Here is a 22,796-nt window from a genome sequence, read left to right as displayed (position 1 = left end):
AAATGAGTGCTTCCGGAAAAGTTCGAGACTGACCGTGAGATTCGGGCGTGACGCGCAGTCTCATAGACGTCGCCCGGGACACGGGCACCGCCGCCGGACACCCGGAGCGTGAACCAGCACCACCAGACACCGAAGGAGCAACACCATGTCGAACACCACCGACACCGCGAACCACGCCGCAACGACCTCCACGGGCAAGAACGTCATCGCCGATGGCGTCGTCCAGAAGGTCGCCGGCATCGCAGCCCGTGAGGTCCCCGGCGTGCACGACCTCGGTGGCGGAGCGGCTCGCGCCATCGGCGCCATCCGCAACGCCATCAACGCTCAGGACCGCGGTCAGGGCGTCTCGGTCGAGGTCGGCGAGAAGCAGGTCGCCGCTGACATCGTGATCGTCGCCGAGTACCCCGTCGACCTCCAGCGCGTCGCGGACGACGTCCGTCGCAGCGTCACCGACGCGATCTCGAACGTCGTCGGCATGGACGTCACCGAGGTCAACGTGACCGTCGCCGACGTCCACATCCCGTCGGACGACGACAACGACGCTGACGAGAGCCGCGTCCAGTGACCACGACCGATCGCGGCATCCTCGTCGGTGCCGTCCTGGCGCTGGCGGCCGTCGCCTTCGGGTTCTGGAGCATGATCCTCGTCGCACTGTTCATGCTGATCGGATTCGGCATCGGACGCGTGCTCGAGGGCAAGCTCGACCTGCGCGGTGTCGCCGACGCGCTCCGCGGGCGGCGGTCGTCGTGACCGCGGCGGTGACGGCCGAACAGGCCGTGCATGGTCGCAACACGATCAGCTCCCGCGCCGTGCGTCGCGTCGTGTCTGCCGTCACCGCGGAGGAACTCGGTGTGCGGGCGTCGGAGGTCTCGGTCGAGCTCTCCGACGCCCAGGGGGCCCTCACGGTCACCGCGAGCACGCCCATCCACGTGTCGCCGCTCGGCGCCGGATCCCGGACCTCGGGAACCGTCCTCGAACGCCTGGCACGCGCACAGACCAGCATCCGAGAGCGGTGCCTGGACCTGACCGGGTCGACGATCGGACGCGTCGACCTCCACATCACGGGCGCGAAGCTCGAAGAACGAAGGAGGGTGTTGTGAGCACCCCAGCCCTGTACCGCCGTGCGGTGCGTCGCGAGACCCACTCGCCGCGGTCGACGCTCGCGATCGCGATCGCGATCATCCTCGCGCTCGTGCTCGCCTGGCTCGGCACCGAATCGGTCCTGGCCGCGATCGGGCAGCCGGCGCTCCTCGTCGCACCGAAGGACATCATCACCGCGGTGCTGACTGCGGCGACCGCTCCGGCCCCACTCCTCGTCGCCATCGGCGTGGTCGCGGCGATCGTCGGCCTCGTGCTGATCGTCCTGTCGCTGGCTCCCGCGCGCCAAGGGCGTCGCGGGTCGATCGCCGAGCGCACGGCGGCGGTCGTGGACGACCGGGTGATCGCGCAGTCGCTCGCCCGCGTCGCCTCGTACGCCGGGGACATCGACCCCTCGCAGGTGAGCGTCAGCGTCGGGGCCAGGAGCGCCCGCGTCGACGTCACGCCGACGAGCGGTCGACGCGTCGACCAGCGCGAGATCCAGCAGGCCGTGGACGCGGAGGTCGCGTCCTACGACTACCGGCCGGCGCTCCGCGCCAAGGTCCGCGTGAGCAGCAAGGGAACGGTGGCCTGATGAACTCCACGAATCGCTTCCTCAACCGGTTCTTCATCTTCGTGGTCGGACTCGTCGTCCTCGCGGCCGGCGCGGCCCTGTCCGTGGGTGCGCTCCTGCCTGACGTGCAGCGGACGATCAGCGAGAACGCCGAGCGGGCCGTCGGACCGACGAACGACACCATCGACGCCCAGCCGTGGATCCTGTGGGTCGCGGCGGTCGTCGCCCTGCTGCTCATCCTCGTCATCCTCTGGTTCGTGTTCCGGCAGGGCCGCGGGCACACCGGAACGCTGCTGCAGGTCGACGAGCAGCGGACGAAGGACACGCCGACCGGTGGTCGCGTCGTGCTCGACGTGAAGGTCGCCGAGCAGGTCCTCGAAGAGGCGATCGGGCGCAACCCCGACGTGGTCTCCGTCGACGTCACCGGCTTCCGGATCCGCAAGCAGTCCACGCTGCGCCTCACCGCACACGCTCGTCGCGGCGCCTCGCCCGTCCAGTTGCGGCGCGACATCGAGGCGGCCATCCACGAGTGGGACGGCGTCCTCGGGACCTCCACCCCGGTGGTCATCCAGATCGTCAGCGGGCTGCGCACGCGGCTCGCCAGCACGAACCGGGTCGTCTGACCCGACACCCCGCGGTGCCGCCGCGGCACCCGAACCGACAGCAGTAGGACCGATGCACCGCCGACGCGGTGCGAGGAGGATCGCATGAGCGACGACACGAAGCACCCGGACCAGCACCACATCCCCACCCCGGCCGAGGTCCGGGCGGAGCACCCGACGGTGCTCGTGCCCGCGCATCCCGATGACGAAGTCCGCCGTATCGAGTCGCACGACGGCGAGCACGCGGGTGGGACCGTGCCCGCTCCTGTGGTCGCGCCGGCGAACGGGGCTGTCGCTGGTCCGGAGGCCGCTGAACCGGCCGTGGCCGACGCGGTCTCCGCCGAGACGCCGACGGTGTCGGTGTCGGAGTCGGCGGCTCCGCCGGAAGCGACGGACGCACCGGTGGTCGAGCTCGACTCCGGCCGGCGACGTGAGCAGGAGGCCGACGAACTCGCCCAGGTCATCGCCACGACGGCCGAGACGGTCCCCGGCGTGCACGCCCTCGGGTCCCCGACAGCCCGCGCCATCGACAGCGCCCGCACCCGCCTGCTCGGTCGCACCGCCGTCCCCGGCGTCAACGTCCTGGCCGACGAGGACGTGCTGAACGTCGAGGTCTCACTGGTGGCCGAGTACCCGGCCAGCATCGACGAGGTCGCGGACACCGTCCGGGCCGACGTCGCGGCCGCGCTGGAGGCCCGCCACCCGGGACCGGTCGACATCGACATCACGGTGACGGACATCCACGGGCCCTTCGACCCGATCGAGCCCGATCCGGGCGAAGCGATCGACGAGGCGAAGGCCGCCATCGGCAATGCGACGTCCGCGGCGGGTGCCGCGATCGGCGATGCAGCAGAGGCCGCCGGGGATGCCCTCGGCACGGCGAAGGCTGCTGCATCGGACGCGGTGGACTCGGCGCGAGCCGGAGCGGCCGACCTGGCCGACGCCGCTGGTGACGCGGTCGAGCAGCGGACCGGCCGGTCCGAGGGCGACGGCGGCCGGTCGCTGGGAGACGGGCAGCCGGGCGCGGCCGCCGGTGCCGACGGCGAGCTCGTGACTGACGGCGACGTCGGCGGCGAACCGACCGATGCGGTGGTGTCGGATTCCTCCGACGATGTGTCGGCGGAACTCGCCGAGGCCGCCCATCAGCTGGCCACCGCGGCCGACTCGCTCGCGACCGTCGCCGAGGAGGTGACGCACGGCGCCGACCCGAACCTCGCCGATGCTGAGCCCGCCGGGGCGGCTGACGCGATCCAGGACACTCCGGCGGAAGAGCCCGCCGCGACGGGCCCGGATGCCGACCCGGTTTCGGTCCCCGAGCTGGACGGCGACACCGTTGGGTCCGCTGGCGGCGACGCGCCCGAGCAGTCTGCCCCGAAGGTCGCCGACGTCGACGAGGTGACGGACGCTCCCGCCGAGGTCACGGCCACCCAAGCCGCGGCGCCGGCGAAGGAGCAGTGACATGCCGCTCTTCAGCCGGACCACGTCGTACGGCGCCCGCCCGCGTCCGCGTGCCGTGTGGGCCGCTGCGATCACGGGTGTCGTCCTGCTCGTCCTCATCGTCGTCGGCGTGCTGATCCCGATCCTCGGGCTCATCGGCGCCGCCGATGGCGCGACGGTCGGTGCGCTCAGGGTCCCGGTCGGCGGCATCGTGGTCGCGCTCCTCATCGGGTACGTCCTCGCGCTGCTGTTCCTGCTCGGGTGCGTCCGCAGTCGCAACGGCGCACTCTCCTGGGTGCTCGCCGTCGCCGCGGTGATCTCGGCGCTCCTCGTGTCGCTGTGGCCGCTGCTGGCGGTCGCCTTCGCGGGCGTCGACCAGGCGTCGGACGTCGTTCCGTTCATCCAGGACCTCATCCGCCGGGTCACGGGCGGCTGAGCACAGGAGATCCGCGCGGCAGCAGGAGGTTCTCCCTCAGGATCTCCTGCTGTCGCGCGAATCTCCTGTGCTCAGCTCAGGCGGCGGGTGAGGTGGACGTCGACGGTGTCGCCGACGTCCTTGCCGAGGCGCTTCCGGAGCTTCGCACTGATGGACAGCATGTGACCACCGGAGCCGGTCGGCATGAGGCCGACGTTCGGGAGCTCGACACCGTCGACGATCGCGTCGACGCGGACGGATTTGCCGGTGCCGAAGAACTCGGCTGAGCCGGGAATCTCGACGCAGGACCAGACGTCGCCCTTCACATCGACGCCGATCGGTGCGGTGAAGCGGTGGTCGAGCTCGGTCGGTTCGATGGCCATCGTGACGCCCCTCATCGGTCGTGGTCGGCGTGGCCATTGTCGCGGCTGCGGCCGACCGGAGGCAAGGGCGGGACCGTGGGGCTGCCCGGTCCCTGAGCCTGTCGAAGGGCCAGCTGAGGAGGCGAGACCCTTCGACAGGCTCAGGGACCGATGGCACGCGCAGAGACCGCCCTTCGACAGGCTCAGGGACCGCCCGTCGACAGGCTCGGGGACCAACGCCACCCGCAGAGACCGATGGCGTGCGCAGGGACCGCCCGTCGACAGGCTCAGGCACCAACGCCACGCGCCGGTCCCAGAGCCTGTCGAAGGGCCAGCCTCCGCGCGGGCGACCTCAGTTCTGGGGGAAGCCGAGGTTGATGCCGCCGTGGGAGGGGTCGAGCCAGCGGGAGGTGATGGCCTTCTGCTGGGTGAAGAACCGGACGCCCTCTGCGCCGTGGGCCTTGGTGTCGCCGAACAGGGAGTCCTTCCACCCGCCGAAGGAGAACGTCGCGACCGGCACGGGGATGGGCACGTTGATGCCGATCATGCCGACCTGGATCTCGTTCTGGAACCGCCGGGCGGCGCCGCCGTCGTTGGTGAAGATCGCGGTCCCGTTGCCGAACGCCCCGCCGTTGATGAGCGCGACGCCCTCTTCGTAGGACTGCACGCGGACGACCGCGAGGACGGGTCCGAAGATCTCCTCCGTGTACACCTTCGAGGTGGTCGGGACGTTGTCGATGAGGGTCGGGCCGAGCCAGAACCCGTTCGGGTCGCCGTCGATGGGCGTGTTGCGGCCGTCGACGACGATCGTGGCGCCGTCCTGTTCGGCGATGTCGAGGTAGGACGCGACCTTGTCGCGGTGCACCTTCGTCACCAGTGGTCCCATGTCGCAGTTCCGGCGTCCCTCACCGATCCGCAGGGTCGCTGCGCGTTCGGCGATCTTGGCGATGAGCTCGTCCGCGACGGGCTCGACCGCGACGACCACCGAGATCGCCATGCAGCGTTCGCCCGCGGAGCCGAAGCCGGCGTTGATGGCGGAGTCGGCGACGAGGTCGAGGTCGGCGTCGGGCAGGACCAGCATGTGGTTCTTCGCCCCGCCGAGCGCCTGGACGCGCTTGCCGTGTGCGGTGCCGGTCTCGTACACGTACTTCGCGATCGGCGTGGAACCCACGAAGGAGATCGCGCGGACGTCGGGGTGGGTCAGGAGCCCGTCGACGGCCTCCTTGTCACCGTTCAACACCGTGAACACGCCGTCGGGGAGGCCGGCTTCCTTCCACAACTTCGCGAGCCAGATCGCCGCGGACGGGTCCTTCTCGCTCGGCTTCAGCACGACCGTGTTCCCGGCCGCGATCGCGATCGGGAAGAACCACATCGGCACCATCGCGGGGAAGTTGAACGGCGAGATGATGCCCACCACCCCGAGCGGCTGCTTCGTGGAGTACACGTCGACGCCGGTGGAGACCTGCTCGGAGAACTCGCCCTTGAGGTGGTGCGCGAGACCGGTCGCGAATTCCACGACCTCCTGCCCACGGGTGATCTCGCCCAGCGCGTCGGAGACGACCTTGCCGTGCTCCGCGGTGATGATCTCCGCAAGCTCGCCCTTCTTCGCGTCGAGCAGCTCACGGAACTTGAAGACGATCTGCTGACGCTTCGCGAGCGGCAGGTCGCGCCAGGCGGGGAAGGCGGCTGCGGCGGATGCGACGGCTGCTGCGATCTCGTCCTGGTTCGCGAGCGCGACATGCTTCGTCGCGACACCGAGTGCCGGGTCGTAGACCGGGGCGGTGCGACCGGAGGTGGACGGGACCTCGGCTCCGTCGATCCAGTGCGGGACGACCGGCAGCGTGCCGGCGTCGGTGGTGGTGCTGGTGCTCGTGGCGGTGGTGGTCATGCGGAGGGCTCCTGGGCGTCGTGGGGTGCAGGGGTGCTGGGTGTTGGTCGTGCCGCGGCGGACGGGGCCGGGGTCGGGAGTCCCGACACCGAGTCCCAGAACGGGTCCGGCTCGCCGCTCATGCGCGCAGCTCCCCGAGGGCGGCGTCGATGATGGCGACACCCGAGGCGACCTCGTCGGCGGTCACGACGGCGGGCGGGACGACGTGGATGCGGTTCTCACTGATGAACGGCAGGAGGCCGGCCTCGAGCAGGGACGTCTTGAACCGACCCATCGCCGCCGCATCGAGTGGTGCGCGGGTGTCGCGGTCCTCGACGAGCTCGACCGCCCAGAACACGCCGCTGCCGCGGACCTCGCCGATGAGCTCGTGGCGCTCGGCGAGGGAGCGGAGCGCGGGCCCGATGTGGTCGGCGCCGATCGCCTTGGCATGTTCGACGACGCCTTCCTCGGCCATGGCGGTGAGCGTCGCGACGACACTCGCGGCGGCGAGCGGGTGGCCGGAGTACGTGAGTCCGCCGGGGAACACCTGCTCGTCGAAGACGCGGGCGATGTGCTCGGAGACGATGACGCCACCGAGTGGCACGTAGCCGGAGTTGACGCCCTTCGCGAAGGTGATGAGGTCGGGTCGCACGTCGAACGCGTCGAACGCGAACCACTCACCGGTGCGTGCGAAGCCGGCCATGACCTCGTCGAGGATGAGCATGATGCCGTAGCGGTCGGCGATCGCGCGGACCCCCGCGAGGTAGCCGGGTGGCGGCGTCAGGATGCCGGCGGTGCCGGGGACGGTCTCGAGGAGGATCGCGGCGATCGAGCCGGGACCCTCGGCCTGGACGGTGCGCTCGAGGTGGCGGAGGGCGCGCTCCGACTCCTCCTCCGGCGTCGTGGCCCAGAACTCGGTGCGGTAGAGGTAGGGGCCGAACACGTGCACGTGACCGCGCGCGTATTCGTTGGGGATGCGGCGCCAGTCGCCCGTCGCGACGATGGCCGCGCCCGTGTTGCCGTGGTACGACCGGTAGGTCGAGATGACCTTGTCGCGGCCGGTGGCGATGCGTGCCATGCGGATCGCGTTCTCGTTCGCGTCGGCGCCGCCGTTGGTGAAGAAGACCTTCTCGAAGCCCTCGGGCGCACGCTCGAGGATGAGACGAGCAGCCTCGGCTCGGGTCGCGTTCGCCGCGGCGGGCGCGATCGTGGTGAGCTGCGCCGCCTGCTCCTGGATCGCCGCGACGACCTTCGGGTGCTGGTACCCGAGGTTCACGTTGACGAGCTGGCTGGAGAAGTCGAGGTAGTGGCGTCCGTCGTGGTCCCACACGGTGCTGCCGAGGCCGCCCGCGATGGGGAGCGGCTTGAGCGTGCTCTGGGCGGACCAGGAGTGCAGGACGCGCTGGGTGTCGGCGTCGCGGACGCCGGCGTTGTCGAGGCCGGAGAGGAAGTCATTGATCACCCCTGCAGCCTGGCAATCGACGCGGCCGATGTACATGGCGGGATCAGTGGTAACTTCTGCTCATGTCCACCACTTCAGTGATCGCTGGCGAGGTCGGCCGTGCGTCGTCGAACGTGTCCCTGCGCACGCTCATGGCCGAGCCGGTCTTCAAGCTCGGCCTCGTCGTCGAGGGTGACGCCGACGTCCTCGACCGCGACATCGCCTGGGTGCACAGCTCGGACCTCGGCGACCCGACACCCTGGCTGGAGCCCGGACAGTTGCTCCTCACCGACGGCATGCAGTTCACCGGCGAGATGAGCGACGAGCTCGCCGACCGCCGCGCCGACGAGTACGTCCGTCGCCTCTCCGCCCGGGGCGTGCTCGCGCTCGGGTTCGCCACCGGGATCATCCACACCGACATCCCGCAGCGACTCGTCGACGCCTGCGACCGTCACGGGTTCACCCTGCTCGAGGTGGGGGAGCGAACCCCGTTCATCGGCATCATCCGGTTCGTCGCCGACGCGGTCGCAGCCGCCCGCGTGGCATCGCTGGAGTGGTCGCTCGCCGCCCAGCGTGCGGTCGCGAGGGCGGCGCTCCGACCCGACGGCCTGACGGCGATCCTCGCGGAGCTGGGGCAGCAGCTCGGCTGCTGGGTCGCGCTGTACGACGCGCTCGGCAACCGGGTGACCACGAGGACGCGCGAGCCGGTGCCGGAGGGCGTGGAGGCCGCCGTCGCCGAGGTGCTGCGGCGAGGGTCGCGGGCCGGACTGCACCTCGCGGACGGAGCGGAGGGCGCGACGCTGCTGACGCTCGGCCGCCGGGGCGAGCTGCGTGGCATCCTCGCGGTCGGGTCCAGCGTGCCGCTCGACCACGCCGAGCACGACCTCGTCTCCAGCGTCATCGGCCTCGCGAGCATCGCCCTCGAGCAGCACAGCGCCCTCGACCTCGCACGCCGGCAGCTGCGCTCCGGGCTCCTCGAGCTGCTGCTCTCCGGGGACCGCGCCGTCGCCGAGCGCACCGCCCAGCGACTCTGGGGGCCGCTGCCGCCCGACCCGATCCGCGTCGCCGTGGTCGACATCCCCGAGGGTGAGCTGGGCTTCCTCTCGGAACTCGACGTGCAGGCCGCGGCGCACGGCGGCACGTTGTTCTTCGCCGAGCAGGACGAACGGATCGTCATCGTGTCGAGCGACGCGGACACCGGGCTCTGGGACGCCGTCGTCGGCCGCCACGGGCTGTCGGGCGGGGTGTCGGCGAGGACGAGCTGGGAGGGGCTGCGGAACGGGCTGGCCGAGGCCGAGCGGGCGCGCGCATCGGCGGGGGAGACGCCGCGACTCGTGCGGTACGAGGCGCTCGCCGAGCAGGGGTTGCTCGGGTTGCTGAGTGCGTCGGGTGGAGAGGTGCTGGCGAACCGGCTGCTGGAGCCGCTGGGCGGGCTCGGAGCCGAGGCTCGTGCGGTCCACATGACCACGGCTCGGGTGTGGTTGGAGGCGAACTGCGTGACCGATCAGGCGGCCGGCCGCCTCGGGATCCACCGGCAGACCCTCCGAGCGCGCATCGGCACGCTCGAGTCGCTGCTCGACCTCGATCTCTCGCGCTTCGGCGACCGAGCCGAGCTGTGGAGCGCCCTCCAGCTCGCCGACGGCTGACGGATTCGCGCGTCGTGCACCCTCGTTCCCAGATTCACCCCTTCGGTCCCTGAGCTTGTCGAAGGGCGGTGGTCATCGGGGCGGGACTGCACTTCGACAGGCTCAATGGCCGGATGGGGCTCAGCGACCGGGGAGGTTCTCGGTGGGGACTGCCGATCGACGAGCGTCAGTGCACGAGCTGGCTCACACGTTGCACCGAGACCCCGAAGACGGCCGCGGCGTCGCTCTGGCTGGCTCCCTTGGCGATGAGGCTCAGGACGGCCTCGCGGCGCTTGCGCGCTGCCTCGCGCACCTGCTGGCGTGCCTGCTCTTCAAGGGTGTTGGATTCGCCCCAGAGGCCGACCGCCTCATCCCGGACCGTCACAACGACGTCCCCGTCGTAGTCATCGAGATCGAGCCACAGGGCCGCGACGTCGCGGGCAGCCGCAGCGATGTCCTTGAACCGCTTCGCTGAGCCCATGGCGACGATCCGGTGTCCCGCGCCTCGGGGGGAGTCGGTGGTGAGCGCGGGGATCTCGAACGTCCACCACTTGCCGTCGAGGTAGGTCACGACGTCGAGCGTCTGGGTCACGGTTGCTGCGGTCATTCGCGGGCCTCCTGATTGTCTGTCGGGGCGGTCGAGCGGTGCGGTGCGCTACTTCCACCCGCTCGGCGCATCCGGGAACATCTGGATGAGCTGCTTCACGATTCCGGCCGACACCTCGTGATGTGGAATCGTCAGATACTCGCGCCCGTTCTCCGGATTGCCCCATTTCTCGTGGGAACCCTTCTGCTGCCGGAGCAGCACCCAGCCTTTCGAGCTGAGGAACCTCACCACATCGCGGTACTTCTGTGGCCTCGGCATGATTCTACTCAAGCCCACCATTGATTGCAAGATGAAGAGGGGGCTAGAGATTTGAAGCCGCTGACGCAACTCGACCGTGCCCCAGACTGACGAGCCTCGCCCTCCTCGAAAGGCTAGCTCGCGACGTCATCGCACCTGGTCGGGTGCGCGCGCCCTGTGGACAACGGGAGTGATGCACGCCCTGTGGGGGACGTTCGGCCACCGAGCGCAGCTCGGCCACCGAGTTTGTCGAGGTGCGTACGAGGCACTTCGACAAGCTCAGTGGCCGGAAAGCGTTCCGCGGGTGAGGAGCGCAGTGAGCGGGTGCACCGTGTCCCGGTCCTCGCGCGCACCCCATCCCGGTCCCTGAGCTTGTCGAAGGGCGGTCGACATGGGGCGGGACCGCACTTCGACAAGCTCAGTGACCGGGTGGGGCGTCAGTGACCGAACGGGGGCGTCGGTGGCCGGGGCCGAAGCGCCTACGCGATGCGGATGAGCTTCTTGTTGACGAACTCGTCCATCGCGGGCTTGCCCATCTCGCGGCCGGTGCCGGAGCGCTTCACGCCGCCGAAGGGCAGCTCCGCCGCGTCGCCGAGGACGAGGTTGATCCACACCATGCCGGCGTCGATCCCGTCCGCGACCCGCAGCGCCTGCTCCTGGTCGGTCGTGTACACGTAGGAGCCGAGGCCGAACGGGGTGTCGTTCGCGAGGCGCACGGCCTCCTCCTCGGACGCGACCCGGTAGAGCGCCGCGACGGGGCCGAAGAACTCCTCGTGGAACGCGTCCATCTCGGGCGTGACGTCGGTGAGCACGGCCGGCGGGAAGAAGTTCCCATCCGGTTCGCCCGAAGCGAGGATCGTCGCACCCTGTGCCTTCGCACGTCCCAGCTGTTCGCTGAGTCGCTCGGTCGCGGCGGCCGACGACAGCGGGCCGAGCTGGGTGCTCTCCGCCATCGGGTCGGCCGGCGCGTTCGCCGTGAAGACCTCGGTGAACTTCGCGGCGAAGTCGTCGAACAGCTCGTCGATGATGATGAACCGCTTGGCGGCGTTGCAGGACTGCCCGTTGTTGTCGATGCGGGCGTTGACGGCGTCCTGGACGGCGGCGTCGAGGTCGTCGGTCGACAGCAGGATGAACGGGTCGGACCCGCCGAGCTCGAGCACGACCTTCTTGAGGTGCTTGCCCGCCAGCTCGGCGACGGCGGAACCGGCGCGCTCCGAACCGGTGACCGAGACGCCCTGCACGCGCGGGTCGGCGATGACCGTCGCGATCTGGTCGTTCGTCGCGAAGATGTTCACGTACACGGAATCGTGGGCGCCCAGCTCGGCTTCGGCGTCGTCGAAGATCTGCGCGATCGCCAGCGCCGACTCGGGGCACTGCGGGGCGTGCTTGAGGAGGATGGTGTTGCCGTTGACCACGTTCGGGCCGGCGAACCGCGCCACCTGGTAGTACGGGAAGTTCCACGGCATGATGCCGAGCAGCACCCCGAGCGAGGCACGACGGATGAACGCCGAGCCGGTGCCGTCTGACAGCTCGATCGGCTCGTCGGCGGAGAAGGCCTCACCGTTGTCGGCGTAGTACTGGTAGATCGCGGCGGCGAAGTCGACCTCGCCGAGCGCCTGCTCGTACGTCTTGCCCATCTCGCGGACGGCGATCTCGGCCAGCTGCTCACGGCGCTCCGTGTGGAGGGCGGCGACGCGGGCGATGAGTGCGGCGCGGTCGGCGACGGGAGCGCGACGCGACCACTCCTCGTGAGCGGCGGACGCGGCGGTGATCGCCTGCTGCAGCTCCTCGTCCGTGATCGTCGGGTAGTCGCGGAGAGTCTCTCCGGTCGCGGGGTTGACGACGGCGTAGTCGCTCACTGGTGTGCTCCTTTGTCTGAGGTGCTGCTGGTGCGGTGCGGTGTCCGTTGCCGGCCGATGCGAGCTGTGCGGGTTCGACGTGAGCGGGACCACCACCTGCACCGTATCGAACCACGCTCCGCCTGTCATGGGTTGGACGGCGGCTCCTGCGTCGGAACCCCGCTCAGGAGTCGAAGCCCAGCCCGACGGCGTCCATCGTGCGGAGCCAGAGCCCACGCTTGCCCTCGTTGCGGTCGGCCCGGGCCATCTCCGACAGCGAGATGCGCGCACCGATGAACGCGAGTGGGTCGGGCGGGAACGGCGTCGGCTTCTTCTGGACGAAGTCCATGGTCGTGCGCTCGGTCGGCGTCCCGGAGAGGAGGTCGAGCATGACGTTCGCGCCGTACCGGGTGGCTCCGACGCCGAGCCCGGTGAACCCGGCTGCGTGGGCGACCTTGCCGCCGTGCGCGGTCTCGAAGAAGGAGAAGAACCGCCCGCAGGTGTCGATCGCCCCGCCCCACTTGTGGGAGAAGCCGAGGTCGGCGAGCTGCGGGTAGGTGTGGGCGAAGTGGGCGGCGAGCTTGAGGAAGGACTCCTCGCGCTGGTCGAACCGCGGCTCGACGCGGCCGCCGTAGTTGTAGACGGCGTCGTAGCCGCCGTAGAGGATACGGGTCGACCCGTTCGCGTCGGTCGTGAGCCGCGAGTAGTGGAAGCGGTTGTCGAGGTCGGAGATGCCCTGCCGGCCCCTCCAACCCAGGCTCTCGAGCTGCTCGGCGGAGAGCGGGTTCGTCATGAGCGCGTAGTCGTAGACCGGCACCGTGTACTTCCGGGCGCTCGGGATGAGGGCCTTGAAGACGTTGGTGCCGAGGGCGACGTGCTTCGCGACGACCGAGCCGTGCGTCGTCGTGAGGGTGACCGACGTCGCGTCGGACCGGATCGAGCGGACGTGCGTGTACTCGTGGATCTCGACACCGAGGTCGAGGCAGACGCGTCGCAGCTCCCACGCCAGCTTCGCCGGGTTGACGAGCGCCGCACCGGTCGGCTCGAACAGGCCGGCCTGGAAGATCGGCGAGTGGACCTCCGCCTGCATCGCCTCGCGGTCGAGGAACCGGGCACCGTGCTCCTCGGCGCTCTCGCGCAACCAGTCGACGTGGTGCGGAGCCGTCGCCGCCTGCAGCAGCCCCGTCTCCTCCCAGTCGCAGTCCATGCCGTACCGGGTGATGGTCTCGCCGATCTCGCGCAGGTTCTCGCGCCCCAGCTCCTCCAGGCGGTCGAACTCGTGCGGCAGGCGACTCTTGCCGTTTGACGAACCGTGGGTGAGGCTCGGCTCGCAGAACCCGCCGTTGCGACCGGACGCCGCCCACGCGATGCGGCGGCCCTCGAGGAGCACGACCCGGCGGTCCGGGTCGCGCTCCTTCGCGAGCAGCGCCGTCCACAGGCCCGAGTACCCACCACCGACGATCGCCAGGTCCGTCTCGACGTCCGCCTCGAGGCGGGGGAGCGGAGCGGGCCGTGCCGGGTCGTCGAGCCAGTACGGCTCCGATTCGGCCGAGGCCAGCTGTTCCCGCAGGCGTGCGGTGTCGGCGAGCTCTTCAGCCAGTTCGTAGGTGGTTCTCATGATGGGTCCCCTGTGGTGCGTGGTTCGGTGCGGTCGCGTGGTGCGCGGTCAGTCGGTGCGGGCGGCGTCGGTGCGTTCGGCGTCGGCACGTGGGGTTCCCGTGGGCGCCCCGCCGGTCCCGAGCCCCGAATCGCGCTTGGTGCTCCGCTGCACGAACAGCCAGATCACGACGCCCAGTGCGAGCAGCCCGAGTGCGATACCGAGCTCGAGGAACCCGCCGTAGCCCGTGGTGGAGAACCCGGTGGCGCCGACGACGAGGATGATCGCGAGGAGCACCGAGAGCACGACCGACAGCGGCACGAAGAAGCGCGGCAGGCGGATCGGGCGGACGGCGTCGGGGCGGTCCTTGCGCAGCAGGAAGAAGCCGGAGACGGCGAAGAAATGCGTGAGGATGTAGCCGAGGTTGCCGGTCACGATGATCGCGAGCGGGTTCTGCAGCACGACGAGGATCACGACGTTCATGACGAGCATCACGTTGAGCGAGCGGAACGGCACACCGCGGCGGTTGAGCACGCCGAGTGACGGGACGGTGACGCGCTCCTTGCCCATGTTGAACAGCACGCGTGAGGCGTCGGCCACCGAGGTGGTCATGATGAGCAGCAGCGAGGCGATGAGGCAGAGCACCATGACGTCCGCAGCGCCGCCGACGAGCGAGGCGAAGCTCGCGACGAAGAAGGTCGCCGGGTTGTCGGCGATCGCCGCTTCACCCGCGTAGCCGCCGAGGGTCAGCGGGATGACGAAGAAGACACCCAGGCAGAAGAGGACGGAGGCCTTGATCGCCTTGGTCGTGTCCTTCACCGAGTCGCGGTACTCCGGGGCGAAGGTCGCGCAGACCTCGATGCCGAAGGTGGTCCACGCCATGATGTACAGCCAGACGATCGCGGTGTGCAGGCCCTCGATGCCCTCGAGCTTCCAGGTGAGGTCGAGCGGTGCCCAGTCGGCGCTGAACAGCGGGAAGACGATGAACACGAACAGCGGGATGAGCAGGATGCCCGCGGTGATGTAGACGAACGCCATCGTGACGCGGACGCCGATGACGTTGATGAGGTACATCACGCCGATGACGCCGAGCCCGATGAGGATCGGAAAGGTGATGGAGATCGGGCCGAGCTGGATCACCCAGTCCTCGTTCGGGAACCACTGCGCCTGGATGAGTGCACCGGTCACCGCGCCGTAGGTGGCGAGGTTGGTGCCCCAGGGGAGCCAGTAACCGACGCCCGTGATCGGTGCGACCCAGGGTGCGCGCGACTTCCACGCTTCAGCCGCGTAGTGCGCGATGCCGCCGGAGGAGTTCGGGAACATGGTGGCGAGCTCGGTGTAGATCCAGTTGACGCCCATCGCGAGGATCATGGAGATCGCCCACAGGACGGCGGCCCCCCAGCCGCCGAGGCCGGTGATGGAGGCGCCGAGGGTGGCGATGAGCGCGGCTGGCATGGTCATCGCCATGGCGAAGCCGTCGAACCAGCGCATCCGTTTCGGCAGGTGCGTGGTCTCGTCGGTGCTGGTGACGTGTTCGGTCGACATGGGCTCTTCTCGATTCGTGGGGGACGGGACGTCGCTGTCTCGCTGCTGGTGCACTCAATGTGCCGAAGAATTGTTGTGACGACAAGATCGTGTCGGTCTCGTTGTTGTAATCGTAACTTTGACGAAACAATACTGCTTGTTCGAGGAATCGCAAGGTCCTAGGCTGATCCCACATTCTCCCGACGACATCCGCACGACGCTGTTCGGCGTCGTCGGCCCAGCCACGACACCAGGAGGTCCGGAATGACCACGTTGCCGACACCCACTCGCACCCAGCTCTTCATCGCCGGCGAGTTCACCGACGGATCCAGCTCGGAGCGCTCGGAGGTGATCAGCCCCGTCACCGGTGACGTCATCGCGTCGATCCCCGTGGCCGGCACCGCCGAACTCGACGAGGCGGTGCGACGTGCGCACGAGGCGCAGCGGGAGTGGCGGAAGCTCGGCGTGTTCAAGCGCGCGGAGATCTGTCACCGGGTCGGCGACGCGATCAACGCCCGCGTCGAGGAGCTCGCCCGCCTGCAGACGCTGGAGCAGGGCAAACCGCTCGCCGAGTCGATCGCCGACATCGCCGAGGCCGCACAGCTCTTCCACCTCCACGCCGAGGACGCCCTCCGTCTCTACGGCGAGACGCTGCCGTCGAGCGACATCGACAAGCGCATGTTCACCTGGCGCGCGCCGGTCGGCGTCTGGGGCATCATCACGCCCTGGAACTTCCCGCTCCTCATGTTCAGCGAGTTCGTCGCCCCGGGCCTCGCGACCGGCAACGCCTGCATCGTCAAGCCGCCGAGCAACACGCCCCTCGCGGTCCTCGCGGCGATGGACTGCCTCGTCGAGGCGGGCGTCCCGGCCGGGCTCGTCAGCGTCCTCCCAGGTGACGGCGCCTTCGGTTCCGAGCTCGTGTCCCACGACGGCATCGACGCCATCGGCTTCATCGGCTCGTCCGCGACCGGCGCGAAGATCGTCCGCACCGCGGGCCTCAAGCGCTCCCTGATGGAGTGCTCCGGCAACGGCCCGATCGTCGTCCTCGAGGACGCGAACATCGAACGCGCCGCGAAAGCCGCCGTCGACTCCGCGTTCTACAGCGGCGGCCAGGTCTGCTGCGCGACCGAGCGGCTCATCGTCCACCACAACGTCCACGACACCTTCGTCGAGGCTGCCCTCGCCTATGCGAAGGCGACCGTACGACTCGGCAACCCGTTCGACGAGGGGATCAACCTCGGACCGCTCAACAACGAGGGCGTCGCCGCGAAGATGGACCGCCACCTCGACGAGGCCCGCTCGCTCGGCTTCGACATCCTGCTCGGCGGCGGTCGTGCCGCGGGCCACCCGACGGACCTCTACTACGACTTCACGATCGTCGACGGCGTCTCTGAGGACAGCCTGCTGTCGCGTGAGGAGTCGTTCGGTCCGGTCCTCCCCATCCTCACGGCCAAGGACGACGACGACATCCTCCGCATCGCCAACGCCGACGCGCTCGGCTTGCAGTCCGCGGTGTTCACCGAGAGCCTGTCGAAGGCCTACCGCTTCATGGAGGAGCTGGAGACCGGCCAGGTCATCGTCAACGACTCCAACGGCTGGTGGGACATCAACATGCCGTTCGGTGGCGCGGGTGGCAAGGGCACCGGCTGGGGTCGGATCGGCGGCATGTACACGCTGCACGACATGACCGACCTCCGCACCGGCGCGATCCACGTCCGCTAGTCGGACCGATCCGCCGATCGTCGACCTCCCTCGGTCTGCTCGATCGGCGTCGCCTCGGCTGACTGCCCGCGTTCGGGTCGGTCGGCCGGGGCTCGTGGCTCGGGTGGGGCGGACACCGCACCCGAGCCGCACGGCTTCCCTCGCTACGCTTGCCAGATGACCATCCGCCCGCTGCCGGAGGAGCCACATGAACGACCTTGACGACATCGACCGTCGGCTGATCGCGATCCTGCAGCAGGACGGACGGAAGGCGTTCTCCGAGATCGCCACCGAGACCGGGCTTCCGGCGTCGTCCGTCCGCTATCGGATCCAGCGACTCGAGGACACCGGGATCCTGCAGATCGTCGGCATCGCGAACCCGCTGTCGATCGGCTTCGACCACCTGGCGCTCATCGGCATCCGCTGCGAGCCGGGGATGGCGCGCGGGGTGTGCCAGGAGCTGTCGAAGCACGCGGAGACGAGCTACGTGGTGCTCACGAGCGGCGGCTTCGACGTGATGGTCGAGGCCGTGTGTCGTGACATGGACCACTACAAGACGTTCCTCCTCGACACCCTGCAGCCGACGCCCGGCGTGCGGTCGACCGAGACGTTCTTCGTGCTCGAAGCCCACAAGCTCGCCTACGGCTGGGGCGTCGGGTAGGCCGTCGGCCTGCGCCGACCCCGCTCGTCTCCGACCTGCTCAGAGAGGTACCTCATGACCGATCACCTGCTCGCCCCCAACGCGGTGCTCCAGGGCGCTGACATGGCGCTCGCCGACAACCCGCTCGCGCCCGAGGACGTCGTCTCGGGGTCGCCGCGGAGCGGGATCGTGTCGCTCGCGGCCGTCGGTGACACCGAGGTCGGCGTCTGGGAGTTGGGTGTCGGCGTCGTGCAGGACACCGAGATCGACGAGGTGTTCGTGGTCCTCTCGGGTGAGGCGACGGTCGACTTCGCCGACGGCACCCCGTCGCTGGAGCTCCGTGCCGGTTCCATCGGCCGGCTCGCCGCCGGCGCTCGCACCACCTGGACCGTCCGCGAGACCCTCCGCAAGGTCTACGTCGCCTGACCCGCCGGCGCGACAGCAGGACATCCGCCCGACAGCAGGACGCTTCGTGCCCGTCCGTCCTGCTCTCGCGCCGATCTCCTGCGTTCCGAGTACCCCAATAGGCTTGGCGCATGAACCTGCGCACCGTCGAGCTCGACCACACGGACCACGCCGCCCTCGACCTCTGGTGGGGTGCAGCGTCCCGCGGCTTCCTTTCGAAGCCCGACACCGACGTGGCGGTGCGTGCCGAGCGGCGTCAGCTCCTCGTCGGCAGCTCAATCCTCGGGGTCTACGACGACACCGCTGCCGAACCGCTCGTCCCCGTCGGCACGCTCGGTTCCTTCCCGACCGCCCTGTCGATCCCCGGCGGCTCGGTCCGTGCCCTGGCCATCACCGAGGTGACCGTCTCGACGTCCCATGAGCGTCGAGGCATCGCGCGATCGCTGATGGAGAACCGACTCCACCACGCCCAGGCCACCGGCGCCGCAGTCGTCGCCCTCACCGCGAGTGAGGCGACCATCTACGGTCGCTACGGCTTCGCCCCGGCGACCTGGGAGTTCACGCACGAGGTCGACCCCAAGCGCGTCGCTTGGCGGGGTGCGCCGCCCGCCGGCCGCGTCCACACGCTCGACCCGCGCTCGCTCGCCACCGTCGCACCCGCGCTGTTCGAGCGCTCGCGCGGCACCGGCGACATCGACCGCGGGGTCGCGTGGTGGAAGCAGGCCCTCCGCGAGGTGACGATCCGCCACTTCAGCCACGGTGAGGGTGACACGCTCGCCCTCCGCTACGACGACGCCGACGGCGAGCCGCAGGGCTATGCGCTCTACCGCGTCGGCGAGGAGTGGGGCACGATCGTCGTCGACGACCTCGTCGCCACCACCCCGGAAGCCCGCTACGCGCTCTGGCGGCACCTCACCGGGATCAGCCTCACCACGAAGGTCACCTTCCACCAGGCTCCGACGGTCGAAGCGATCCAGTGGCGACTCGTCGACCGCCGCGCCGTCAAGACCACCGCGCGAGCCGACTCGCTCTGGCTCCGCATCGTCGACGTGCCGACCGTGCTTGGCGCGCGCCGGTTCACCGTCCCCGGGGCATCCGAACCTCGCGAGCACCTGCTCGACGTCGAGGACGCCCTCGGCCTCGCCGGTGGTCGGTTCGCGCTCCGCATCGACGAGCACGGTGCCGCGGTCGCGGAACGCCTCGGCGATGTGCCGGAGTCGGCCGACGACACCGACGTTGTGCGTCTCACCATCAACGAGCTGTCGGCCGTCCTCCTCGGCGGCCCGCGCGTGTCGGCGCTCGCCGAAGCGGGGCTCATCACCGGGTCGTCCGATGCGGTGCGAGCGCTCGACCTCGCCTTCGCGACGGAGCAGGCGCCCTTCCTGCGGACGCACTTCTAGGGAGATCCCCGCGCCGACTCCTCTGGTCGCTCAGGGAGTGATCGCTCAGGGCGCGATCGCTCAGGGCGCGGTCGCGCTGAGGAAGATCGCCGCGGCGGGGAGTCCGAGCAGGACGAACCAGCCGGTGATGAACGCGCCGACCAGGCCGGTCGCGAGGATGAAACCACCGATGGTGGCGGCGAGGGTGCGGAGCAGCTGGCGTTGCTCGGCCGGGATGCTGCGGCGCAGGGTGCGGGGGAGTGCCGCGAGCTGCGGGCGTGCCGTGCGGATGGAGCCGGTGGTGGCGGGGTGCTGCAGGGTCGTCATCGGGGTCGGGTGGTTCCTGGTCGGGTTCGGTCGGGAGGTGCGCTCCGGGAACGCCTGATCGGTCGGGTTGAGATCTGTATCTCGGAGTGCAGATTTGTTATACACCGTGGTGAACGTGCCTGCAACTCGTCGATGCAGCATCGTCGGCGGCGCACAACGGTGACACCGCTCCACAGGCACCAGATCCGCGGTCGCCGTGTCATGCCCACCAACTGTCGAGCCGTCGAGTGGCTCCCGATCGATACCGTCGCTGCAGTATTGCGACGGCCATCGTCGCGGCAAGGCCAGGACAGGAGCAGGTGTGGACACGATCCCGGATGACACGGGCACCGATTCTCTCGGGGAAGCGCCGCCAGGAGGCCGTTCCAGCTCGCTCGGACGGCGTTCGATCGTGGCGATCGTCGTCGCGGTGGTCGCTCAGCTGAGCGTCTTCGCGCTACTGGTCGTCGCCTGCACGGCACAGGTCGGCGAGTCACGGGGTGATCGTGCTTCGCCGGTGGCAGAGGCGCCGACGATCGACCCGAGCGCTCCTCAGCGTGACGACGAGCTTCCCACCCGAGACGAGGTGTTCGCCGTGGCAGCAGACCTCCTCGGGCGGATGGTCGATACGGCGTCGGGCGGACAGCCGTTCGCGTTCTCGCCCCAGGCTTCGGAGGCGCCCTGCAGGAGTCTGGCGCCGTCCGGCCGCGCTACGAGGCTGGCGCGCATGGCCGTCGAGGTCGAACTGCCGGTCGGAACGAGTCGCGACGTGCTCGTCGACCTCATCAACGGGTACGCGCCGCCGCTCGAACTCGCGGCCGACTCGGACGAGTTCCGGTCGATGCTCATCGTGCCGTCGCACGGCGGGCTCGAGCTGTCGACGCAGCTCCGCGACGACGCCATCATCTTCGAACGAGAGCTGCGATCCGATGCCGACGTGCTGCGGATCACCGTCGAGAACGGCTGCTTCGTTCCGCCGATAGAGTGACAGCGGCCGAGCAAAGGGGAATGTCGCATGAAGATCGTCGTCGCAGGAGGCAGCGGGATGGTGGGGCGACACGTCGTCGCGGTGGCCGAGGAGCGCGGGCACCGGGTGGTCGCACTGTCGCGTGCCGCCGGTGTCGACCTCGCCACCGGAGCCGGGCTCGCGCAGCAGCTGGAGGCCTCGGATGTCGTCGTCGACGTCACGTCGACGGCCACCCAGTCCACCCAGCGGTCGCGCCAGTTCTTCGGCGCGGTCACCCGCAACCTGCTCGAGGCAGAGGGTGCCGCCGGCGTGCCCCACCACGTCGCACTCTCGATCGTCGGAAGCGACCGGGCGCCGTTCGGCTACTACGCGGGCAAAGCGCTGCAGGAGGAGCTCGTCAGCACCGGGCGTATCCCGTGGACGATCCTCCGGGCGACGCAGTTCCACGAGTTCGCGCAGCAGATGGTCGAGCGGTTCCGCTTCGGCCCCGTCACGATGGTTCCGACGATGACCTCGCAGCCCGTCGCCGCGCGCGAGGTCGCCGAGCGTCTGGTCGAGCTGGCGGAGGGGGAGCCGCAGGGGCGCCCCGCCGACCTCGCCGGGCCCGAGGAGTTGCGGATGGCCGCGATGGTGAAGGCCTACACTGCGGCGACGGGCGTCCGTGGTCCGGTGGTGGAGATCCCGCTGCCCGGCGGCTTCGGCAAGGCGATGCGCGACGGCACCACCCTCGCCGGCCCGGACGCGCAGCGCGGTGTGCAGACGTTCGCGCAGTGGATCGAGGGGCTCGGCGCGGCTCGCTGAGCGTCAGCTCCGCTGAGCCGCCCGGACGTCCTGCATGAGTCGAGGCGTGCGCCACTCGCCGACCCGCTGGAACCACGCGGACGGTGGGTAGGCGAGCCGGACGACGAAGTAGTTCACGTACTCGATGACGCCCAGCAGCCAGACGAGCGGGATCCCGATGGCCGCGAAGGGGTGGGCGGGGAACCAGACGATGATGCCGATGAGTCCGGAGAGCAGCAGTGCCGCGTCGAGCACGCGAAGGCCGCGATAGATGGCGGCGAGTCCGCGAGGCATCGTGCCCTGCCTGACCCATCGCCGGGCGAGCAGCCAGTAGACGCCGGCCTGCACGAGGATCACCAGCAGCGGTACGAGGGCCGACCAGAACGCGAGCGCATCGGTCGGCCGTTCGAGCAACGGCAGCACCGACACGGACGCGACCCAGATGAACACGACGGCAGCGAACAACTCACCGAGTCCGAGGCTCAGGTACCGGCGCCGGAGGACCGTGCCGCGATCGTCGGTCATGTCACCAGCCTAGACACGGTCTGTCACGTCGGTCGAGCGGGCTCGACGGGCCTTCAGATGCTCAGAACGAGACGGTCGGCAACGTCATGATCTCGGCGCCGTCCTCGGTGATCGCGATGGTGTGCTCGCTGTGGGCGGTGCGGCTGCCGGTCACGCTGCGGAGGGTCCAGCCGTCGGCGTCGGTGACGAGCTTGTCGGTGTCGGCCATGACCCACGGCTCGATCGCGAGGAGGAGGCCCGGGCGCAGCTTGTAGCCGCGGCCGGCGCGACCGTCGTTCGAGACGTGCGGGTCCTGGTGCATGGTCGTGCCGATGCCGTGGCCGCCGAACTCCATGTTGACCGGGTAACCGGCGGCACGCAGCACGGTGCCGATCGCGAAGGAGATGTCGCCGATCTTCGCACCCGGCTTGGCGGCGGCGATGCCGGCGGCGAGGGCCTCCTGGGTGGTCTCGATGAGCGCGAGGTCCTCGAGGGTCGCCGTGCCGACGACGAAGCTGATGGCCGAGTCGGCGGCTATGCCGTCGAGCAGGACGGCGAGGTCGAGGGTGAGGAGGTCGCCGTCGGCCAGCGTGTAGTCGCGGGGGAGGCCGTGCAGGACGGCGTCGTTCACGGCGGTGCAGATGTAGTGGCCGAAGGGGCCACGACCGAAGGAGGGGGCGTAGTCGACGTAGCAGGAGACGGCGCCGGCCTCGAGGATCATCGCTTTGGCCCAGCGGTCGATCTCGAGGAGGTTGGTGCCGACCGTCACCCGGTGCTTGAGCGTGTGGAGGATGTTCGCGACAAGCTCGCCGGTGCGACGTGCCTTCGCGACCTCGGTGGGGGTGAAGATCTCGATCATGCGGGGCCCTTCCATCGGCGTGCTGCGTTCGTGGTGCGGTGGTGTTCGTGCC

25 protein-coding genes are annotated in these 22,796 nt (G+C 69.8%); 14 read left to right on the top strand and 11 right to left on the bottom strand.

The window, feature by feature from the left end; all coding sequences use genetic code 11:
• Positions 1-145: 145 nt before the first annotated feature.
• The 7 genes from QRN44_RS00895 (at position 146) to QRN44_RS00865 (ending at position 4,126) form a co-directional block, all read left to right on the top strand.
• Complete coding sequence (locus QRN44_RS00895) at positions 146-565, top strand: Asp23/Gls24 family envelope stress response protein (RefSeq protein ID WP_064296822.1); 420 nt, start codon at positions 146-148, stop codon at positions 563-565.
• On the top strand, positions 562-750 hold the full coding sequence (locus tag QRN44_RS00890) for a DUF2273 domain-containing protein (protein ID WP_064296821.1): 189 nt from the start codon (positions 562-564) through the stop codon (positions 748-750). The genes QRN44_RS00895 and QRN44_RS00890 overlap by 4 nt, the downstream gene beginning before the upstream one ends.
• Positions 747-1,100, top strand: a complete 354-nt coding sequence (locus QRN44_RS00885) for a hypothetical protein (protein ID WP_064296820.1) — start codon at positions 747-749, stop codon at positions 1,098-1,100. The genes QRN44_RS00890 and QRN44_RS00885 overlap by 4 nt, the downstream gene beginning before the upstream one ends.
• Entirely contained in the window at positions 1,097-1,672 is a 576-nt protein-coding gene (locus QRN44_RS00880; RefSeq protein ID WP_285038060.1) for a hypothetical protein, read from the top strand. The genes QRN44_RS00885 and QRN44_RS00880 overlap by 4 nt, the downstream gene beginning before the upstream one ends.
• On the top strand, positions 1,672-2,274 hold the full coding sequence (locus tag QRN44_RS00875) for a hypothetical protein (RefSeq protein ID WP_159875968.1): 603 nt from the start codon (positions 1,672-1,674) through the stop codon (positions 2,272-2,274). The genes QRN44_RS00880 and QRN44_RS00875 overlap by 1 nt, the downstream gene beginning before the upstream one ends.
• Before the next feature lie 84 nt (positions 2,275-2,358).
• Positions 2,359-3,711: an Asp23/Gls24 family envelope stress response protein gene (locus QRN44_RS00870; protein WP_285038059.1), complete on the top strand. Its 1,353-nt coding sequence runs from the start codon at positions 2,359-2,361 to the stop codon at positions 3,709-3,711.
• Position 3,712: 1 nt separating this feature from the next.
• Positions 3,713-4,126, top strand: coding sequence for a hypothetical protein (locus QRN44_RS00865; RefSeq protein ID WP_192019202.1), 414 nt, complete (start codon positions 3,713-3,715; stop codon positions 4,124-4,126).
• Between the two features lie 71 nt (positions 4,127-4,197).
• On the opposite strand, the gene QRN44_RS00860 is transcribed toward QRN44_RS00865, so the two are convergent.
• The 3 genes from QRN44_RS00860 to QRN44_RS00850 all read right to left on the bottom strand — a co-directional run bounded on the left by QRN44_RS00860 (position 4,198) and on the right by QRN44_RS00850 (position 7,832).
• Positions 4,198-4,488, bottom strand: coding sequence for a DUF1905 domain-containing protein (locus QRN44_RS00860; RefSeq protein ID WP_285038058.1), 291 nt, complete (start codon positions 4,486-4,488; stop codon positions 4,198-4,200).
• A gap of 331 nt (positions 4,489-4,819) precedes the next feature.
• Positions 4,820-6,355, bottom strand: coding sequence for a CoA-acylating methylmalonate-semialdehyde dehydrogenase (locus QRN44_RS00855; RefSeq protein ID WP_285038057.1), 1,536 nt, complete (start codon positions 6,353-6,355; stop codon positions 4,820-4,822).
• Between the two features lie 118 nt (positions 6,356-6,473).
• Positions 6,474-7,832 (bottom strand): aspartate aminotransferase family protein, encoded by a 1,359-nt coding sequence (locus tag QRN44_RS00850; RefSeq protein ID WP_079003416.1) that lies wholly within the window; start codon positions 7,830-7,832, stop codon positions 6,474-6,476.
• A 26-nt stretch (positions 7,833-7,858) separates the two neighbouring features.
• On the opposite strand from QRN44_RS00850, the gene QRN44_RS00845 reads away from it, so the two are divergent.
• Positions 7,859-9,421, top strand: coding sequence for a PucR family transcriptional regulator (locus QRN44_RS00845; protein ID WP_285038056.1), 1,563 nt, complete (start codon positions 7,859-7,861; stop codon positions 9,419-9,421).
• Between the two features lie 166 nt (positions 9,422-9,587).
• Here QRN44_RS00845 and QRN44_RS00840 read toward each other — a convergent pair whose 3' ends face one another.
• The 5 genes from QRN44_RS00840 to QRN44_RS00820 form a co-directional block, all read right to left on the bottom strand.
• Complete coding sequence (locus QRN44_RS00840; protein WP_121292393.1) at positions 9,588-10,007, bottom strand: helix-turn-helix domain-containing protein; 420 nt, start codon at positions 10,005-10,007, stop codon at positions 9,588-9,590.
• Between the two features lie 48 nt (positions 10,008-10,055).
• Complete coding sequence (locus tag QRN44_RS00835; RefSeq protein ID WP_285038055.1) at positions 10,056-10,265, bottom strand: type II toxin-antitoxin system HicA family toxin; 210 nt, start codon at positions 10,263-10,265, stop codon at positions 10,056-10,058.
• Positions 10,266-10,723: 458 nt separating this feature from the next.
• Positions 10,724-12,103, bottom strand: coding sequence for an NAD-dependent succinate-semialdehyde dehydrogenase (locus QRN44_RS00830; protein ID WP_285038054.1), 1,380 nt, complete (start codon positions 12,101-12,103; stop codon positions 10,724-10,726).
• 163 nt (positions 12,104-12,266) lie between these two features.
• Positions 12,267-13,700 (bottom strand): NAD(P)/FAD-dependent oxidoreductase, encoded by a 1,434-nt coding sequence (locus QRN44_RS00825; protein WP_285038053.1) that lies wholly within the window; start codon positions 13,698-13,700, stop codon positions 12,267-12,269.
• 48 nt (positions 13,701-13,748) lie between these two features.
• Positions 13,749-15,224 carry an APC family permease gene (locus tag QRN44_RS00820; protein WP_175117931.1) on the bottom strand — a complete coding sequence of 492 codons (1,476 nt, stop codon included), beginning with the start codon at positions 15,222-15,224 and terminating at the stop codon, positions 13,749-13,751.
• A 243-nt stretch (positions 15,225-15,467) separates the two neighbouring features.
• Between QRN44_RS00820 and QRN44_RS00815 the strand changes: the two genes are divergently transcribed.
• The 4 genes from QRN44_RS00815 to QRN44_RS00800 all read left to right on the top strand — a co-directional run bounded on the left by QRN44_RS00815 (position 15,468) and on the right by QRN44_RS00800 (position 19,349).
• Entirely contained in the window at positions 15,468-16,925 is a 1,458-nt protein-coding gene (locus QRN44_RS00815; protein WP_175117930.1) for an aldehyde dehydrogenase family protein, read from the top strand.
• Between the two features lie 187 nt (positions 16,926-17,112).
• Positions 17,113-17,565, top strand: coding sequence for an Lrp/AsnC family transcriptional regulator (locus QRN44_RS00810; RefSeq protein ID WP_056013555.1), 453 nt, complete (start codon positions 17,113-17,115; stop codon positions 17,563-17,565).
• Positions 17,566-17,619: 54 nt separating this feature from the next.
• Positions 17,620-17,970, top strand: coding sequence for a cupin domain-containing protein (locus tag QRN44_RS00805; RefSeq protein WP_121292403.1), 351 nt, complete (start codon positions 17,620-17,622; stop codon positions 17,968-17,970).
• Positions 17,971-18,080: 110 nt separating this feature from the next.
• A complete protein-coding gene (locus tag QRN44_RS00800) occupies positions 18,081-19,349 on the top strand; it encodes a GNAT family N-acetyltransferase (RefSeq protein WP_285038052.1) in 1,269 nt (422 codons plus the stop codon).
• A 60-nt stretch (positions 19,350-19,409) separates the two neighbouring features.
• Here the strand turns inward: QRN44_RS00800 and QRN44_RS00795 are convergent, their stop codons facing one another.
• Entirely contained in the window at positions 19,410-19,655 is a 246-nt protein-coding gene (locus QRN44_RS00795) for a hypothetical protein (protein WP_285038051.1), read from the bottom strand.
• Between the two features lie 391 nt (positions 19,656-20,046).
• Between QRN44_RS00795 and QRN44_RS00790 the strand changes: the two genes are divergently transcribed.
• Both QRN44_RS00790 and QRN44_RS00785 read left to right on the top strand, forming a co-directional pair.
• Positions 20,047-20,622, top strand: a complete 576-nt coding sequence (locus QRN44_RS00790) for a hypothetical protein (protein WP_147427150.1) — start codon at positions 20,047-20,049, stop codon at positions 20,620-20,622.
• 27 nt (positions 20,623-20,649) lie between these two features.
• Entirely contained in the window at positions 20,650-21,402 is a 753-nt protein-coding gene (locus QRN44_RS00785) for an SDR family oxidoreductase (protein WP_285038050.1), read from the top strand.
• Positions 21,403-21,405: 3 nt separating this feature from the next.
• Here the strand turns inward: QRN44_RS00785 and QRN44_RS00780 are convergent, their stop codons facing one another.
• Positions 21,406-21,906: a hypothetical protein gene (locus QRN44_RS00780; protein ID WP_285038049.1), complete on the bottom strand. Its 501-nt coding sequence runs from the start codon at positions 21,904-21,906 to the stop codon at positions 21,406-21,408.
• 61 nt (positions 21,907-21,967) lie between these two features.
• Positions 21,968-22,744, bottom strand: a complete 777-nt coding sequence (gene map, locus QRN44_RS00775; RefSeq protein ID WP_285038048.1) for a type I methionyl aminopeptidase — start codon at positions 22,742-22,744, stop codon at positions 21,968-21,970.
• Positions 22,745-22,796 lie beyond the last annotated feature (52 nt).

The sequence above is a fragment of the Plantibacter sp. lyk4-40-MEA-4 genome, assembly GCF_030209415.1.
Classification (GTDB): domain Bacteria; phylum Actinomycetota; class Actinomycetes; order Actinomycetales; family Microbacteriaceae; genus Plantibacter; species Plantibacter flavus_A.
The sequence above is the reverse complement of the archived record's forward strand: the minus strand, read 5'-3'. Positions and strand labels throughout refer to the sequence as shown.

What these genes read in the sequence shown, in the direction of transcription:
- QRN44_RS00825 (WP_285038053.1), bottom strand. Translation starts at nt 13,700, where the DNA reads ATGAGAACCACCTACGAACTGGCTGAAGAGCTCGCCGACACCGCACGC.
- QRN44_RS00795 (WP_285038051.1), bottom strand. Translation starts at nt 19,655, where the DNA reads ATGACGACCCTGCAGCACCCCGCCACCACCGGCTCCATCCGCACGGCA.
- QRN44_RS00840 (WP_121292393.1), bottom strand. Translation starts at nt 10,007, where the DNA reads ATGACCGCAGCAACCGTGACCCAGACGCTCGACGTCGTGACCTACCTC.
- QRN44_RS00810 (WP_056013555.1), top strand. Translation starts at nt 17,113, where the DNA reads ATGAACGACCTTGACGACATCGACCGTCGGCTGATCGCGATCCTGCAG.
- QRN44_RS00785 (WP_285038050.1), top strand. Translation starts at nt 20,650, where the DNA reads ATGAAGATCGTCGTCGCAGGAGGCAGCGGGATGGTGGGGCGACACGTC.
- QRN44_RS00865 (WP_192019202.1), top strand. Translation starts at nt 3,713, where the DNA reads ATGCCGCTCTTCAGCCGGACCACGTCGTACGGCGCCCGCCCGCGTCCG.
- QRN44_RS00855 (WP_285038057.1), bottom strand. Translation starts at nt 6,355, where the DNA reads ATGACCACCACCGCCACGAGCACCAGCACCACCACCGACGCCGGCACG.
- QRN44_RS00815 (WP_175117930.1), top strand. Translation starts at nt 15,468, where the DNA reads ATGACCACGTTGCCGACACCCACTCGCACCCAGCTCTTCATCGCCGGC.
- QRN44_RS00835 (WP_285038055.1), bottom strand. Translation starts at nt 10,265, where the DNA reads ATGCCGAGGCCACAGAAGTACCGCGATGTGGTGAGGTTCCTCAGCTCG.
- QRN44_RS00800 (WP_285038052.1), top strand. Translation starts at nt 18,081, where the DNA reads ATGAACCTGCGCACCGTCGAGCTCGACCACACGGACCACGCCGCCCTC.
- QRN44_RS00875 (WP_159875968.1), top strand. Translation starts at nt 1,672, where the DNA reads ATGAACTCCACGAATCGCTTCCTCAACCGGTTCTTCATCTTCGTGGTC.
- QRN44_RS00895 (WP_064296822.1), top strand. Translation starts at nt 146, where the DNA reads ATGTCGAACACCACCGACACCGCGAACCACGCCGCAACGACCTCCACG.
- QRN44_RS00780 (WP_285038049.1), bottom strand. Translation starts at nt 21,906, where the DNA reads ATGACCGACGATCGCGGCACGGTCCTCCGGCGCCGGTACCTGAGCCTC.
- QRN44_RS00805 (WP_121292403.1), top strand. Translation starts at nt 17,620, where the DNA reads ATGACCGATCACCTGCTCGCCCCCAACGCGGTGCTCCAGGGCGCTGAC.
- QRN44_RS00870 (WP_285038059.1), top strand. Translation starts at nt 2,359, where the DNA reads ATGAGCGACGACACGAAGCACCCGGACCAGCACCACATCCCCACCCCG.
- QRN44_RS00820 (WP_175117931.1), bottom strand. Translation starts at nt 15,224, where the DNA reads ATGTCGACCGAACACGTCACCAGCACCGACGAGACCACGCACCTGCCG.
- QRN44_RS00845 (WP_285038056.1), top strand. Translation starts at nt 7,859, where the DNA reads ATGTCCACCACTTCAGTGATCGCTGGCGAGGTCGGCCGTGCGTCGTCG.
- QRN44_RS00860 (WP_285038058.1), bottom strand. Translation starts at nt 4,488, where the DNA reads ATGGCCATCGAACCGACCGAGCTCGACCACCGCTTCACCGCACCGATC.
- QRN44_RS00850 (WP_079003416.1), bottom strand. Translation starts at nt 7,832, where the DNA reads ATGTACATCGGCCGCGTCGATTGCCAGGCTGCAGGGGTGATCAATGAC.
- map (WP_285038048.1), bottom strand. Translation starts at nt 22,744, where the DNA reads ATGATCGAGATCTTCACCCCCACCGAGGTCGCGAAGGCACGTCGCACC.